Source organism: uncultured Amaricoccus sp., from assembly GCF_937858865.1.
Classification (GTDB): Bacteria; Pseudomonadota; Alphaproteobacteria; order Rhodobacterales; family Rhodobacteraceae; genus Amaricoccus.
This window is the reverse complement of sequence record NZ_CALLYO010000544.1, coordinates 1-13,713: the sequence shown is the minus strand read 5'-3', so window position 1 is coordinate 13,713 and position 13,713 is coordinate 1. Positions and strand designations below refer to the sequence as shown.

General features: G+C 70.3%; 13 protein-coding genes. 6 read left to right on the top strand and 7 right to left on the bottom strand.

The genetic code is table 11. The features are described 5' to 3' along the window. Nucleotides 1–56 precede the first annotated feature (56 nt). From Q0112_RS16060 to Q0112_RS16040, 5 genes are all read right to left on the bottom strand, one after another. Nucleotides 57–815, bottom strand: a complete 759-nt coding sequence (locus Q0112_RS16060; protein ID WP_297976987.1) for a sugar phosphate isomerase/epimerase — start codon at nucleotides 813–815, stop codon at nucleotides 57–59. Between the two features lie 28 nt (nucleotides 816–843). Then, entirely contained in the window at nucleotides 844–1,947 is a 1,104-nt protein-coding gene (locus Q0112_RS16055; protein ID WP_297976986.1) for an ABC transporter ATP-binding protein, read from the bottom strand. Between the two features lie 5 nt (nucleotides 1,948–1,952). Further along, nucleotides 1,953–2,870, bottom strand: coding sequence for a carbohydrate ABC transporter permease (locus tag Q0112_RS16050; protein ID WP_297976985.1), 918 nt, complete (start codon nucleotides 2,868–2,870; stop codon nucleotides 1,953–1,955). Further along, nucleotides 2,863–3,753: a carbohydrate ABC transporter permease gene (locus Q0112_RS16045; protein ID WP_297976984.1), complete on the bottom strand. Its 891-nt coding sequence runs from the start codon at nucleotides 3,751–3,753 to the stop codon at nucleotides 2,863–2,865. Before Q0112_RS16045 ends, Q0112_RS16050 begins: the two co-directional genes overlap by 8 nt. 71 nt (nucleotides 3,754–3,824) lie before the next feature. Beyond that, on the bottom strand, nucleotides 3,825–5,060 hold the full coding sequence (locus Q0112_RS16040) for an ABC transporter substrate-binding protein (RefSeq protein WP_297976983.1): 1,236 nt from the start codon (nucleotides 5,058–5,060) through the stop codon (nucleotides 3,825–3,827). Between the two features lie 303 nt (nucleotides 5,061–5,363). Here Q0112_RS16040 and Q0112_RS16035 point away from each other — a divergent pair, with 303 nt between their 5' ends. The 6 genes from Q0112_RS16035 (at nucleotide 5,364) to Q0112_RS16010 (ending at nucleotide 12,355) form a co-directional block, all read left to right on the top strand. Further along, a complete protein-coding gene (locus Q0112_RS16035; RefSeq protein WP_297976982.1) occupies nucleotides 5,364–6,389 on the top strand; it encodes a LacI family transcriptional regulator in 1,026 nt (341 codons plus the stop codon). 102 nt (nucleotides 6,390–6,491) lie between these two features. Beyond that, a complete protein-coding gene (locus Q0112_RS16030) occupies nucleotides 6,492–6,632 on the top strand; it encodes a hypothetical protein (RefSeq protein ID WP_297976981.1) in 141 nt (46 codons plus the stop codon). After that, the gene (locus Q0112_RS16025) at nucleotides 6,629–7,234 is read left to right on the top strand and encodes a UbiX family flavin prenyltransferase (RefSeq protein WP_297976980.1); all 606 of its coding nucleotides are present in this window, start codon (nucleotides 6,629–6,631) and stop codon (nucleotides 7,232–7,234) included. Before Q0112_RS16030 ends, Q0112_RS16025 begins: the two co-directional genes overlap by 4 nt. A 202-nt stretch (nucleotides 7,235–7,436) precedes the next feature. After that, complete coding sequence (locus tag Q0112_RS16020) at nucleotides 7,437–8,519, top strand: HlyD family efflux transporter periplasmic adaptor subunit (RefSeq protein WP_297976979.1); 1,083 nt, start codon at nucleotides 7,437–7,439, stop codon at nucleotides 8,517–8,519. Beyond that, the gene (gene rbbA / locus Q0112_RS16015; RefSeq protein WP_297976978.1) at nucleotides 8,516–11,239 is read left to right on the top strand and encodes a ribosome-associated ATPase/putative transporter RbbA; all 2,724 of its coding nucleotides are present in this window, start codon (nucleotides 8,516–8,518) and stop codon (nucleotides 11,237–11,239) included. Before Q0112_RS16020 ends, rbbA begins: the two co-directional genes overlap by 4 nt. A gap of 3 nt (nucleotides 11,240–11,242) precedes the next feature. After that, entirely contained in the window at nucleotides 11,243–12,355 is a 1,113-nt protein-coding gene (locus Q0112_RS16010; RefSeq protein ID WP_297976977.1) for an ABC transporter permease, read from the top strand. Between the two features lie 6 nt (nucleotides 12,356–12,361). Here the strand turns inward: Q0112_RS16010 and Q0112_RS16005 are convergent, their stop codons facing one another. Next, the gene (locus Q0112_RS16005) at nucleotides 12,362–12,775 is read right to left on the bottom strand and encodes a hypothetical protein (RefSeq protein ID WP_297976976.1); all 414 of its coding nucleotides are present in this window, start codon (nucleotides 12,773–12,775) and stop codon (nucleotides 12,362–12,364) included. Further along, a partial coding sequence (locus Q0112_RS16000; RefSeq protein WP_297976975.1) for an acyl-CoA dehydrogenase family protein occupies nucleotides 12,769–13,713 on the bottom strand: 945 nt, incomplete at its 5' end. The genes Q0112_RS16000 and Q0112_RS16005, both read right to left, overlap by 7 nt.

Genomic DNA, 13,713 nt, shown 5'->3' with positions numbered 1-13,713 from the left:
TCAAGATACTGATCGAGCTAGATAATTTTGTCAGCTTTAACGCGGCCTTCACACTTTCACAGCTTCTTGGCCGCCGCAAGCGAGCGTTCGGCGAAGCGGCGGTCGTCCTTCGGGTTGTCGTGCTCCATGACGTAGTAGCGCGCGTTCGAGCGTTCCTTGAGCGTGGTCATCAGGGCCTGCCAGTCCACCGTGCCGTGGCCGACGTCGGCCCAGCCGTCCTCGTCGGCATTCTCGCCGGCGGGGGCGATGTCCTTGACGTGCACGGCGGTGATGCGCTTGCCGAGGGCGTGGATCCACTCCATCGGGTCGGCGCCGCCGCGGATCAGCCAGGCGATGTCCGCCTCCCATTCGAGGTCGGGGCCGCCCTCGAAGATGGCGGTGAGGGGCAGGGCGCCGTCGGCGGTGCGCCTGACCTCGAAGTCGTGGTTGTGCCAGCCGAAGCCGAGCCCGGCGTCGCGGTAGGGGGCGCCGGCCTCCTGCAGGCGCCGGCCGAAGTCCAGCCAGCCGGCGCCGCTGTCCGGGCGCTGGTCGGCCGCGATGTGCGGGCAGTAGATCGTCTCGATGCCGACCGCCTTGGCGATCTCGAGCACGCGGCCGGGGTCGTTCTCCAGCATGTCGAGGCCGAAATGGCCGGTCGGCATCCTGAGCCCGTTCGCGGCCAGGTGCTCCTTCAGCTCGGCCACCTTGGCCGGGTCGGCGTAGAGCGCGCCGTAGCCCTCGACGTTCCGGTAGCCGGCGGCGGCGACCATCTTCAGCGTCCTGGAGAGCGGGGGGAAGTTGCGCGAGCAGTAGAGCTGGTAGGAGAAGTCGGTCATCGGGGCTTCCGTGCTGGGAGGGCGAGGGTCAGAGGCGCTGTTCGCTCTTCCTGTCGAAGAGCGAGCAGCGGGGGATGTCGAAGCCGAGCCGCACCGGCTGGCCCTGGCGGAACGGGTGGTCCGCCTCGATGCGGGCCGAGATCGGCTGGCCGGCGATGGTCATCCAGAGCAGGCTGTCCGAGCCCATCGGCTCGTCGATGTCGATCGTTGCCGGGAGGCCGTCGCCCGGGCCGTCGCCAGGGCCGTCGCCCGGGCCGTCGCTGGCCGGCGCGATGGCGACATGCTCGGGACGGACGCCGAGGATCGCCTCGGTCCCCGCGGGCGGGACCGCGCCGTTGTAGCCGGCGAGTGGGACGCTGAGGCCGTCCATGGCGAAGGCGCCCGCCGCGTCGATCCGGCCCTTCAGCATGGTCATGGCGGGCGAGCCGATGAAGCCGGCGACGAAGAGGTTGGCGGGGCGGTTGTAGATCGTCTTCGGGTCGGCGAGCTGCTGGATGTAGCCGCCGCGCATGACGGCGATGCGGTCGGCCAGCGTCAGCGCCTCGATCTGGTCGTGGGTGACGTAGATCATCGTGTTCCGGAGCTGCTGGTGCAGGCGCTTGATCTCGACCCGCAGCTCGGAGCGGAGCTTGGCGTCGAGGTTGGAGAGCGGCTCGTCGAAGAGGAAGACGTCGACATCGCGGACGAGCGCGCGGCCGATCGCGACGCGCTGGCGCTGGCCGCCGGAGAGGGCGGCGGGCTTGCGCTCGAGGAGTGGCTCTATCTGCAGGATCTCGGCGGCGCGCGCGATGCGCTTCTCGATCTCGGGCCTGGGAAGCCCGGCGTTCTTCAGGCCGAAGGAGAGGTTGCCGCGCACGGTCATCTGCGGGTAGAGGGCGTAGGACTGGAAGACCATGCCGATGCCGCGGTCCTTCGGCTCCTCCCAGGTGACGTTCTTGCCCTTGATCCAGATCTGGCCGTCGGTGATGTCGAGGAGGCCGGCGATGCAGTTGAGCAGCGTGGACTTGCCGCAGCCGGAGGGGCCGAGAAGGACGATGAACTCGCCCTCGGCGATGTCGAGGTTGAGCCCGTTCAGCACCGTCACGCTGCCGTAGGCGAGCTCGAGGTCCTTGACCGCCACGCTGGTCTGCATCGCCGTCATCCCTTCACCGCCCCGGCGGCGATGCCGCGCACGAAGAGCTTGCCGGAGATGAAGTAGATGACGAGCGGCACCAGGCCGGTGATGATGGTCGCGGCCATGTTGACGTTGTATTCCTTCACGCCCTGGGTCGAGTTGACGATGTTGTTGAGCTGCACGGTCATCGGGTAGGTGTCGGGGCGGGTGTAGACGACGCCGAAGAGGAAGTCGTTCCAGATGCCGGTCACCTGCAGGATGATGGCGACGACGAAGATCGGCAGCGCCATCGGCAGCATGATCTTGAGGTAGATGCCCCAGAAGCCGGCGCCGTCGACGCGGGCGGCCTTGAAGAGCTCCTCCGGCACCGAGGCGAAGTAGTTGCGGAAGAGCAGCGTCAGGATCGGCATGCCGAAGATCGAGTGCACGATCACGAGGCCGGTCAGCGTGCCGTAGAGGCCGATCTCGCGCAGGAGGATGACGATCGGGTAGAGCATCACCTGGTAGGGGATGAAGGCGCCGAAGATCAGGATGGCGAAGAAGACCTCCGAGCCCCGGAAGCGCCAGTTGGCCAGCGCGTAGCCGTTCACGCTGGCGATGGCGATCGAGATGACGACCGAGGGGACGGTGATGCGGACCGAGTTCCAGAAGCCGCGCGAGAGGCCGTCGCAGTTGAGGCCGGTGCAGGCCTCGGCCCAGGCCTTCACCCAGGGCTGGAAGGTGATCTCCATCGGGGGCGAGAAGATGTTGCCGAGGCGGATCTCGGGCATCCCCTTCAGCGAGGTCACCACCATCACGTAGAGCGGCAGCAGGTAGTAGAGCGCGACGACGATCAGCGTGCCGTAGAGGATGACGTTGCGCCGGGAGAGGGCAGGGCGGGGGCGGGCGCCGCGCGGCTCGACGCGGGCGGCGGCGGTGGCGGGGAGGGAGAGGTCAGCCACGGCGCTTGCCTCCGAACTCCAGGTAGGCCCAGGGGATGAGGATGATGGCGACGGTCAAGAGCATCATCGTCGAGGCGGCGAAGCCCTGGCCGAGGTTCTGCGCCAGGAACATCATGTCGTAGACGTACTTGGCCGGCACCTCGGAGGCGATGCCGGGGCCGCCGCCGGTCTGGGCGACGACGAGGTCGTAGAGCTTCACGATGCCGGCGGTGATGAGGACGAGGGTGGTGATGAAGACCGGCCGCATCATCGGGATGACGATGAAGAGGTAGGTCTTCCACATCGGGATGCCGTCGACGCGCGCGGCCTTCCAGATGTCCTCGTCGATGCCGCGCAGGCCCGCGAGCATCAGGCACATGACGAGCCCGGTGCCCTGCCAGAGGCCGGCGATCAGGATGCCGTAGATGACGATGTCGGCGTTGTAGAGCGGGTCGAAGGTGAAGCTGGTCCAGCCGAGGCCGCGGATGACGCTGGCGATGCCGAGGTCGGGGTTCAAGAGCCACTGCCAGACGAGGCCGGTGACGATGAAGGAGAGGGCGAACGGGTAGAGGAAGATGGTGCGGAAGGTGTCCTCGAAGCGGATCTTCTGGTCGAGGAGGGCGGCGAGGACGAAGCCGATGACGAGGCTGAAGACGAGGCTGAGGATGCCGTAGATGGCGAGGTTCTCGATCGAGACGAGCCAGCGGTTCGACGACCAGAGCCGCTCGTACTGGTCGAGGCCGACGAAGCGCAGCCGCGGCAGGAGCTTCGAGTCGGTGAAGGAATAGACCACGGTCCAGAGCGTGCCGCCGAGGAAGACCACCACGGCGGTCAGGATCATCGGGATCGAGGCGATCTTGGCGTTGAGGTTGCGGAAGAGCTGAGACGGGCGCTGCGCGGCCATGCGGTTCCCCCCGCGGGTCGGATCGGGACAACCGCCGGCCCGGCGCGGGGCCGGCGGTCGGGGTGCCGGGATCAGTCGGCGTTGGCGATGATCTCGGCGAACCGCGCCTGGGCGGCCTCGGGGGTGATGCTCGGGTCGGCGAAGAACTCGGTGAAGAGCGTGTTCGTCTGCGTCGTCGTGTCGGGGCTGAGCATCGAGTCGGTCGACTTGATGGTGTTGCCCGCGGCGAGGATCGCGAGCCCCTTCTTCATGCAGTCGTTGGCGGCGTCGAGGTCGACGTCCTTGCGGATCGGCAACGAGCCCTTCTTCAGGTTGAAGGCGACCTGCACCTCGGGGTTGAACATGGTCGAGGCGAGCACCTCCTGCGCCTTCGACTTCTCCTCGTCCTTGAGCAGCGGGAAGTAGAAGGCGTCGCCGTCGGCCGAGATGAGCTCGGTCTCGCCGAGGCCCGGCAGGCAGGTATAGTCGGTGCCGGCCACCTCGCCGGCCACCTGGAACTCGCCCTGCGCCCAGTCGCCCATGATCTGGCCGCCGGCCCTGTCGGTGATGACGAGGTTGGTGGCCTCGTTCCAGCTCTTCACGTTGCCGCCCTGCGACATCTCGCGGGCCTGGGCGAGCGCCTGGAAGATCTTCGCGACCTCGGGGCCGGCGGCGACCTCGGCGTCCTTCTCGTCGTAGACCTTGAGCGTCAGATCCTTGCCGCCGAGCGCGTTCATCAGCACGTTGAAGACGCCGTTCTGCTGCCAGGGCTCGCCGCCGACGGCGAGCGGGATCTTCCCGGCCTCGCGCAGCTTCGGCGCGGCGGCGACGAGCTCCTCCCAGTTGGCCGGGACCGGGATGCCGGCGTCCTCGAAGGCCTTGTTCGACAGCCAGAGCCACTGCCACGAGTGGATGTTGACCGGTACGCAGTAGATCTTGCCGTCGAGGGTGCAGCTGTCGAGCAGGGCGGGCGCCGCGACGACGTCGGCCCACTTCTCGGCGGTGGCGAGGTCGGTCAGGTCGCGCATGTAGCCGGCCTCGACCAGCTCCTCGGCCTGGCGGCCGTGGTTGAACTGGGTGGCGGCCATCGGGTCGCCGCCGGTGATGCGGCTGATCATGATCGGGCGGGCGGTGCTGCCGGAGCCGGCGATCGCGCCGTCGACCCAGTGGTTGCCGGTGGCGTCGAAGGCCTTGGCGAGCTCGGCGACCGCCGCCGCCTCGCCGCCGGAGGTCCACCAGTGGGTGACCTCGAGGTCGGTGGCGTGCGCCGCGGAGAGCGGCAGGACGGCGGACGCTGCGAGCGCGGCGGCCAGCGAGCGGTACGTCATTGGCGAACCTCCCAGTTCTGCATCGTTGCAGGCGCGATGCTACGGGAGGCATCGCCGGAAGGCAATGACGTTTTCCCTCCCGGCGCGGGGCTCTGCTGCGCAAGTAAATGGGATGGCGCGTCAGGATTGGCGATTTTGCTGCGGCGCGGCGTCGGGGGATGGTGCGATGAATCGCCGGGCCGCGCCGCAGCGCGGCCGGGGATCCGATGTGGATTCTGTCGTCCTGTAACGTTTCAGCTTGATCGGCCACGCCAACCGGCTAACCTGCGGATTCGACGCAGCTTCGCCGCGGGGAGTCCGGGGATGGACGAAAGGGAGCACGCGATCGACCGGGCCGCGGCCGGCGGGAAGCCGCGGCCGACGCTGAAGACGATCGCCTACATGACCGGGCTCGGCGTCACCACCGTCTCGCGCGCGCTCAACGACGCGCCGGACATCGGGCAGGCGACCAAGGAACGGGTGCGGCTCGTCGCGCGGCAGATCGGCTACCGGCCGAACCGCGCCGGGGTGCGGCTGCGCACCGGCAAGACCAACGTCATCAGCCTCATCATGTCGGTGGAGACCGAGGTGCTCGGGCTGACGGCGCATCTCGTCTACGGCATCTCCGAGCATCTGGCGGGCTCGCCCTACCATCTGATCGTCACGCCCTACGGTGCGCAGAGCGACCCGCTCGACCCGGTGCGCTACATCGTCGAGACCGGCTCGGCCGACGGGGTCATCTTCTCGCGCATCGAGCCGCAGGACGCGCGGGTGCGCTACCTGCACCAGCAGGGCTTTCCCTTCGCCACCCACGGGCGCACCGACATGGGGATCGAGCATCCCTATTTCGACTTCGACAACGCGCGCTATGCCGAGATCGCTGTCGAGCGGCTGGCGGCGCGCGGGCGGCGGCGGCTGGCGCTGCTCGGGCCGCCGGCGCATCTCACCTACTCGCGGCACATGACGGCGGGCTTCCAGCAGGCGGTGGAGCGGCTCGATCTCGACGACGTGCCGATCCACGCCGTCACCACTGACAGCGGGCACGAGGCGATCCAGCAGGAGATCGCCCGGCTGATGGCCTCGCGCCGTCGCCCGGACGGCATCGTGTGCGGCAGCGCCTCGGCGGCGATCTCGCCGATCGGTGCTGCCGAGGAGATGGGCTGCGTCATCGGGCGCGACCTCGATGTCGCGGTGAAGGAATCCTTCAGCCTGATGAAGAAGTTCCGCCGCGACATCGAGGTCGTGCACGAGGATTTCCGCCGGGCGGGGACGAGCCTCGCCGACGCCGTCGTCCGCACCATCGGCGGCGCGCCGGCGCACGAGCTGCAGACCCTCGACGTGCCGGCCTGAACGGCACCGCCGTGTGCTGTCCGGCGGTCGAAAGCGGTGTCGACGCGGCCCGCGATGCGGAGATAGTCTGGACGCTCTCGACCCACTTCCGGCAGCAACGTGATGATCCTCGACCAGCTTCCCGGCAATGCGCTCGACCCCTCGGCCCCGGGGGGCGGGACGACGTCGCGGATGGGGCTCGATGCGCTCCACGGCATCCGGGCCGAGGCGGTGCTGCGCGCCGGTGTGAGGGGGGCGGGATGAGGGTTTCCCGCTCACGGCCCTGCATCATCGTCGGGGTCACCGGCGCGTCGGGCGCGATCTACGGCAAGCGGCTGCTCGAGGCGCTGCGCGATGCCGGGGTGGACAGCCATCTGGTGATCTCGCAGGCGGCCCGGGTCGCGATCGCGGCGGAGGCCGATTTCACGCCGCGCGACCTCGAGGCGCTGGCGACGGTTACCCATGCGAACAAGGACATAGGCGCGGCCTGCGCCAGCGGGTCGTTTCGGACGCTGGGGATGATCGTGGCGCCCTGCTCGGTCCGGACGCTGTCGGAGATCGCCGCGGGCACCACCTCGAGCCTGCTCACCCGGGCAGCGGACGTGACGCTGAAGGAGCGGCGGCGGCTGGTGCTGATGCTGCGCGAGACGCCGCTCCACCTCGGGCATATCCGCTCGATGGCGGCGGTCACCGAGATGGGGGCGATCGTCTATCCGCCCGTCCCGGCCTTTTATGCGCGGCCGGCCTCGATCGGGGAGATGGTCGACCATACCATCGGGCGCGTGCTCGATCTGTTCGATCTCGATGCCGGTCTGGCGCACCGCTGGTCCGGGCTGTCGGCGGAGGTCGAGGGGGATGAGTCGTGAACCGTTGAATGGCAATGGATTACGGGGATTCATTCGATCTGCATCGCATGTGGAATGCGTATGGAATGCGTATTGCGACCGAATGACTCGGGATTGATTCGTTAACGCGGGCGTGAGGTCGTCGCGCGGGGCGAGGGCCGAGATGTTGCCCTGCAGCAGAAGCTTGCTAGGGTCTCCCGGGGTCCATGCAGGAGCGCAGCGAATGGCCGAAACCGTCAGGTCGCGACGCGGGCTGGTCCTGTGGGGTGTCGCCGGCGTCCTGCTGCTGCTGGTCGCCTGGGTCGCCTGGCAGCGGCTCGGCGCCGACACGCTGCCGGCGGGGTTCGCGAGCGGGAACGGGCGGATCGAGGCCACGGCGATCGACATCTCGACCAAGGTCGCCGGGCGGCTCGGCGACATCCTCGTCGACGAGGGCGACTTCGTCACCGCCGGGCAGGCGCTGGCGCGCATGGACACCGCCCAGCTCGAGGCGCAGCTCCGCCAGGCCAGGGCAGAGGAGCGGCGGGCGCGGATCGGGGTCGAGACGGCGCAGAGCCTCGTCCGCCAGCGCGAGGCGGAGGAGCGGGCGGCGGACGCCGTGGTGGCGCAGCGCCGCGCGGACAACGACGCCGCCCAGCGTCAGCTGGCGCGGTCGGAGCCGCTGGCGCGGTCGAACACCATCTCGCAGTCGGTGCTCGACAACGACCGCGCCGCGGCGGAGTCGGCGCAGGCCGCCCTCGCTGCCGCCGAGGCGCAGTTCGCCGCCGCCGAGGCGGCGATCAGCGCGGCGAAGGCCCTGGTCGTCGACGCCGAGGCCGCGGTGGACGCCGCTGCGGCCGCGATCGAATCGATCGAGGCCGACATCGACGATTCGACCCTGCGGGCCCCCCGGGACGGGCGGGTCCAGTACCGCGTCGCCCAGCCGGGCGAGGTGCTGGCTGCCGGCGGCCGCGTGCTCAACATGGTCGATCTCGGCGACGTCTACATGACCTTCTTCCTGCCCACCGCCCAGGCGGGCCGCGTCGCCATCGGGGCCGAGGCCCGCCTCGTCCTCGACGCCGCCCCGCAGTGGGTGATCCCGGCCACCGTCCGCTTCGTCGCCGACGTGGCCCAGTTCACGCCGCGGACGGTCGAGACCGAGGAGGAGCGCCAGAAGCTGATGTTCCGGGTGCGGGCGCAGGTGCCGAAGGACCTGCTCCGGCGCTACGTCCAGTACGTGAAGACCGGCCTGCCGGGCATGGCCTACGTCCGCCTCGACTCCGACGCCGAGTGGCCCGCGTTCCTCTCGGCGAACCTCGTGCAATGAGCGAGCCGGTCGCCCGGATCGAGGGCGTCGGCCTGTCCTTCGGCAAGGTCCGCGCGCTCGCCGACATCACGCTCGACCTGCCGGCGGGGTGCATGGTCGGCCTGATCGGGCCGGACGGGGTCGGCAAGTCGACGCTCCTCTCGCTCGTCGCCGGCGCCCGCGCGGTGCAGGCGGGCCGGATCCGCGTGCTCGGCGGCGACATCGCCGACACCGCCCACCGCGAGGCGGTGCAGCCGCGGATCGCCTACATGCCGCAAGGGCTGGGGCGGAACCTCTACCAGACGCTGTCGGTGCGCGAGAACGTCGACTTCTTCGGCCGCCTGTTCGGCCAGGATGCCGAGGAGCGCGCGCGGCGGATCGCGAGCCTGCTCGCCGGCACCGGGCTCGCCCCCTTTGCCGACCGGCCGGCGCAGAAGCTCTCGGGCGGCATGAAGCAGAAGCTCGGCCTCTGCTGCGCGCTCATCCACGATCCCGATCTCCTGATCCTCGACGAGCCGACGACTGGCGTCGACCCGCTGTCGCGCCGCCGGTTCTGGGAGCTCATCGAGGCGATCCGCGCCGGGCGGCCGGGGATGAGCGTGATCGTCTCCACCGCCTACATGGAGGAGGCCGCCCGCTTCGACTGGCTGGCGGCGATGGACGGCGGGCGCGTCCTCGCGACCGGCGCGCCGGCGGATCTGCTCGAACGCACCGGTGCGCGCGACCTCGATGCCGCCTTCGTCGCGCTCCTTCCCGCGGAGCGGCGGCAGGGTTACGGGCAGCCGCGCTTCCCGCCGCGGACGACGGTGGACGGCGAGGCCCCGGCGATCGAGGCCGAGGGCCTCACCATGCGCTTCGGCGACTTCACGGCCGTCGACCGGGTGAGCTTCCGCATCCGGCGCGGCGAGATCTTCGGCTTCCTCGGCTCGAACGGCTGCGGCAAGACCACGACGATGAAGATGCTGACCGGCCTCCTGCCGGCGACCGAGGGCACGGCGCGGCTCTTCGGGCGCGAGGTCGACCCGCACGACATGGAGGTCCGCCGGCGGGTCGGCTACATGAGCCAGGCCTTCTCGCTCTATACCGAGCTCACCGTCCGCCAGAACCTCGAGCTGCACGCCCGCCTCTTCCGGCTGCCGCGGGAGCGCATCGGCCCCCGCGTCCGCGAGATGGTCGAGCGCTTCGACCTCGCCGAGGTGGTCGACGCCTTGCCCGACGCGCTGGCCCTCGGCATCCGCCAGCGGCTGAGCCTCGCCGTGGCGCTCATCCACGCGCCCGATGTGCTGATCCTCGACGAGCCGACCTCGGGGGTCGACCCGGTGGCGCGCGCCTCCTTCTGGCGCATCCTCGGCGAGCTCTCGCGCCAGGACGGCGTGACGATCTTCGTCTCGACCCACTTCATGAACGAGGCCGAGCTCTGCGACCGCATCTCGCTGATGTATGCGGGCCGCGTCCTGGTCAGCGACACGCCCGCCGCGATCGTCGCGGGCAAGGGGTCGGCGACCCTCGAGGAGGCCTTCGTCGCCTGCCTGGAGGAGGCGATCGGCGAGGAGGGCGGCGGCGGGGGGCCGGCGCCGGTCGCCGAGGCCGGGCTCGCCGTGCCGCGCAAGCGCCGCTTCGACCCGCGACGGATGTTCGCCTACAGCTTCCGCGAGACGCTCGAGCTCCGCCGCGATCCGATCCGCGCCACCCTCGCCATGGTCGGCAGCCTGATCCTGATGTTCGTGATCGGCTACGGCATCAACATGGATGTCGAGAACCTGACCTTCGCCGTCCTCGACCGCGACGATACCACGCTCAGCCGCGACTATGTGCTCGACATCGCCGGCTCGCGCTATTTCGACGAGGCGCCGCCGCTCGTCGACCACGCCGACATCGACGCGCGGATGCGTGCGGGCGAGATCAGCCTCGCGATCGAGATCCCGCCCGGCTTCGCGCGCGACCTCGACCGCGGCGCCCCGGTCGAGATCGGCGCCTGGATCGACGGCGCTATGCCGGCGCGCGCCGAGACCGTGCGCGGCTACGTCCAGGGGATGCACGCCGACTGGCTGGGGCGGAAGGCGCGGGAGGCCCATGGCGCCGCGGCGACGGCCGGCAGCTTCGAGCTCGTCGTCCGCTATCGCTACAATCCGAGCGTCGAGAGCCTCGTCGCCATGGTTCCGGCGGTAATCCCGATGCTGCTGCTGATGATCCCGGCGATGCTGACCGTGCTCTCGATCGTCCGCGAGAAGGAGCTCGGCTCGATCATCAACTTCTACGTGACGCCGGTCACCCGGCTCGAGTTCCTGCTCGGCAAGCAGCTCCCCTATGCCGTGCTGGCGCTCGTCAACTTCCTCATGCTGACCGGCTTCGCCGTCTTCGTCTTCCGCGTGCCGATGACCGGCAGCTTCGCCGCGCTGGCGCTCGCGGCGCTGCTCTATGCCTTCGTCGCGACCGGCATGGGCCTCGTGATCTCGGCCTTCATGAGGAGCCAGACGGCGGCGATCTTCGCCACCGCGCTCATCACGCTGATCCCGGCGGTGCAGTTCTCCGGGCTGATCGACCCGGTCTCCTCGCTCGAGGGGGTCGGTGCGGCGATCGGCAGGGTCTTCCCGGCGACCTATTTCGTCACCATCGCGCGGGGCACCTTTTCCAAGGGGCTCGGCATCCCCGATCTCGCCGCGAGCTACCTGCCTCTTGTTCTCGCCATCCCGGTGCTCGTCGCGCTCGGCACGGCCTTCCTGCGCAAGCAGGCGCGCTGAGCGATGCGGGTCGCGAACGTCCTCGACCTCGGCGTCAAGGAGCTCCGCGGCCTGGCGCGCGACCCGGCGATGATGATCCTCATCCTCTACGCCTTCACCTTCTCGGTCTATGCGCAGTCGCGCTCGATGCCCGAGACGCTGAACCGCGCCGCCATCGCCATCGTCGACGAGGACCAGTCGACCCTCTCGACCCGGATCACCACCGCCTTCTATCCGCCCTACTTCGTGCCGCCGGTGCTGATCGACCAGTACGAGATGGACGCGCGCATGGATGCGGGGCTCGATACCTTCGCGCTCGACATCCCGCCCGGGTTCGAGCGCGACCTCGTCGCCGGGCGGGTGCCCGAGCTGCAGCTCAACATCGACGCGACGCGGGTCAGCCAGGCCTTCACCGGCGGCGGCTACGTGCAGTCGATCGTGACGAGCGAGGTGGCGGAATACGTCGAGGGCAGCCGCGCCGTCGCCGAGCTGCCGGTCGAGCTCGCGCTCCGCGCGCGCTTCAACCCGGCGCTCGACCAGGGCTGGTTTGGCGCGGTGACGGACGTCATCACCTCGGTCACCATGCTCTCGATCATCCTGACCGGCGCCGCGCTCATCCGCGAGCGCGAGCATGGGACGATCGAGCACCTGCTCGTCATGCCGGTGACGCCGGCCGAGATCATGCTCTCGAAGGTCTGGTCGATGGCGCTCGTCGTCTGGCTGGCCACCGCCTTCTCGCTCCTCGTCGTGGTCCGGCTCTGGCTCGGGGTGCCGCTTGCCGGCTCGCTGGCCCTCTTCCTCGTCGCGGCCGCGCTGCAGCTCTTCGCGACGACCTGCATGGGCATCTTCCTCGCGACGGTGGCGGGCTCGATGCCGCAGTTCGGCCTCCTCCTCATGCTGACGCTGATGCCGCTGCAGATGCTGTCGGGCGCGTCGACCCCGCGCGAGAGCATGCCCGAGGCGATCCGGACGATCATGCTCGCCGCCCCGGACACCCATTTCGTCATCCTGGCGCAGGCGGTCCTCTTCCGCGGCGCCGGCCTGGCCGTGGTCTGGCCGCAGCTCCTCGCGCTCGCCGTCATCGGCGCGGCCTGCTTCGCCTTCGCCCTCGCCCGCTTCCGGCGATTCCTGCAGTAGGCCGGGTCAGCGGGGGAGGTCGGGGCAGACGACGGGGGCCTCGGCGGCGTGGAAGCGCTGCGAGAGGAGCTCGCCGTTGCCGAGGTCGATGACGAGGCCGAGGCTGTCGCGCTCGACGACGGCGACCTCGGCGCGCAGGATGCGGCCGTCCTCCTCCCAGACCAGCGTGCTGCCCTCGACCCAGCGCCAGGGGGCGAGGCGGTAGGTCTCGGTGCAGCTCGTCATCACCAGCGTGCCGTCGGAGAGGAAGATGCGCAGCATGCCGCGAGGCGCGTCCGGGTCCTCGGAGATCCAGACGCGGTTCTCGACCAGCTTCGTCACGCCCTTGCTGCCCGAGCCGGGGAGGGCAGGGGCCGGGACGCCGAGGCGCGCACAGGCGGCGAGCGCGGCGAGGGCGAGGAGGAGGGCGGCCCTCAGCATGGCATCGCCCGCGCGATGAGGCCCTGGCGGTCGAGGCGCGCCGGCCAGGCGCCGGCGACGCGGCCGCCTTCGCCGGCGACGCGGGTGGCGACGTAGGCCTCGGCGGCGGGCTCGGCGCCGTCGCGCAGGAGGACCGAGGCGGCGAGGAGGCTGGCGAGGCGCTCGACGAGCCAGCGGGCCTCGGCTTCCGGCGGCTGGCCGCGCCACTGGCGCGCGAGGTCGTCCATGGCGCGGTCGTAGGCGGCGGAGCGGCCGCGGGCGGCGGCGAGCTCGGCCTCGAGGCGCTCGCGCGCGGCGGTGTCCTTGTCCAGCGTCCGCAGCACGTCGAGGCAGATCACGTTGCCCGATCCCTCCCAGATCGAATTGAGCGGGGCCTCGCGGTAGAGGAGCGGCAGCGGGCCGTCCTCGATGTAGCCCATGCCGCCGAGGCACTCCATCGCCTCGTAGACGGCGGCCGGGCAGCGCTTGTTGTTGAGGAACTTGGCGAGCGCCACGGCGATGCGGGCGAAGGCGCGGTCGCCTTCATCGAAGGCGACCGCGACGCGGAGGCCGAGGGCCAGCGCGCTCTCGACCTCGAGGGCGAGGTCGGCGAGGACGCTCGCCATCAGCGGCTGGTCGATCAGCCGGCGCTGGAAGGCGCGGCGGCCGGAGGTCCACCAGAGCGCCTCGGAGAGGGCGGCGCGCATCAGGCCGGCGGGGGCGAGGGCGGTGTCGAGGCGGGTGTGGTGGACCATCTCGATGATGGTGCGGACGCCGGCGCCCGGCTCGCCGAGGGCGAGGGCGTGGGCGCCGGCATATTCGATCTCGGCCGACGCGTTGGCGCGGTTGCCGAGCTTGTCCTTGAGGCGGAGGAGGCGGATGGCATTCCGCTCGCCGTCCGGCGTCCAGCGCGGGACGAGGAAGCAGGTGAGGCCGGCGGGGGTCTGGGCGAGGGTGAG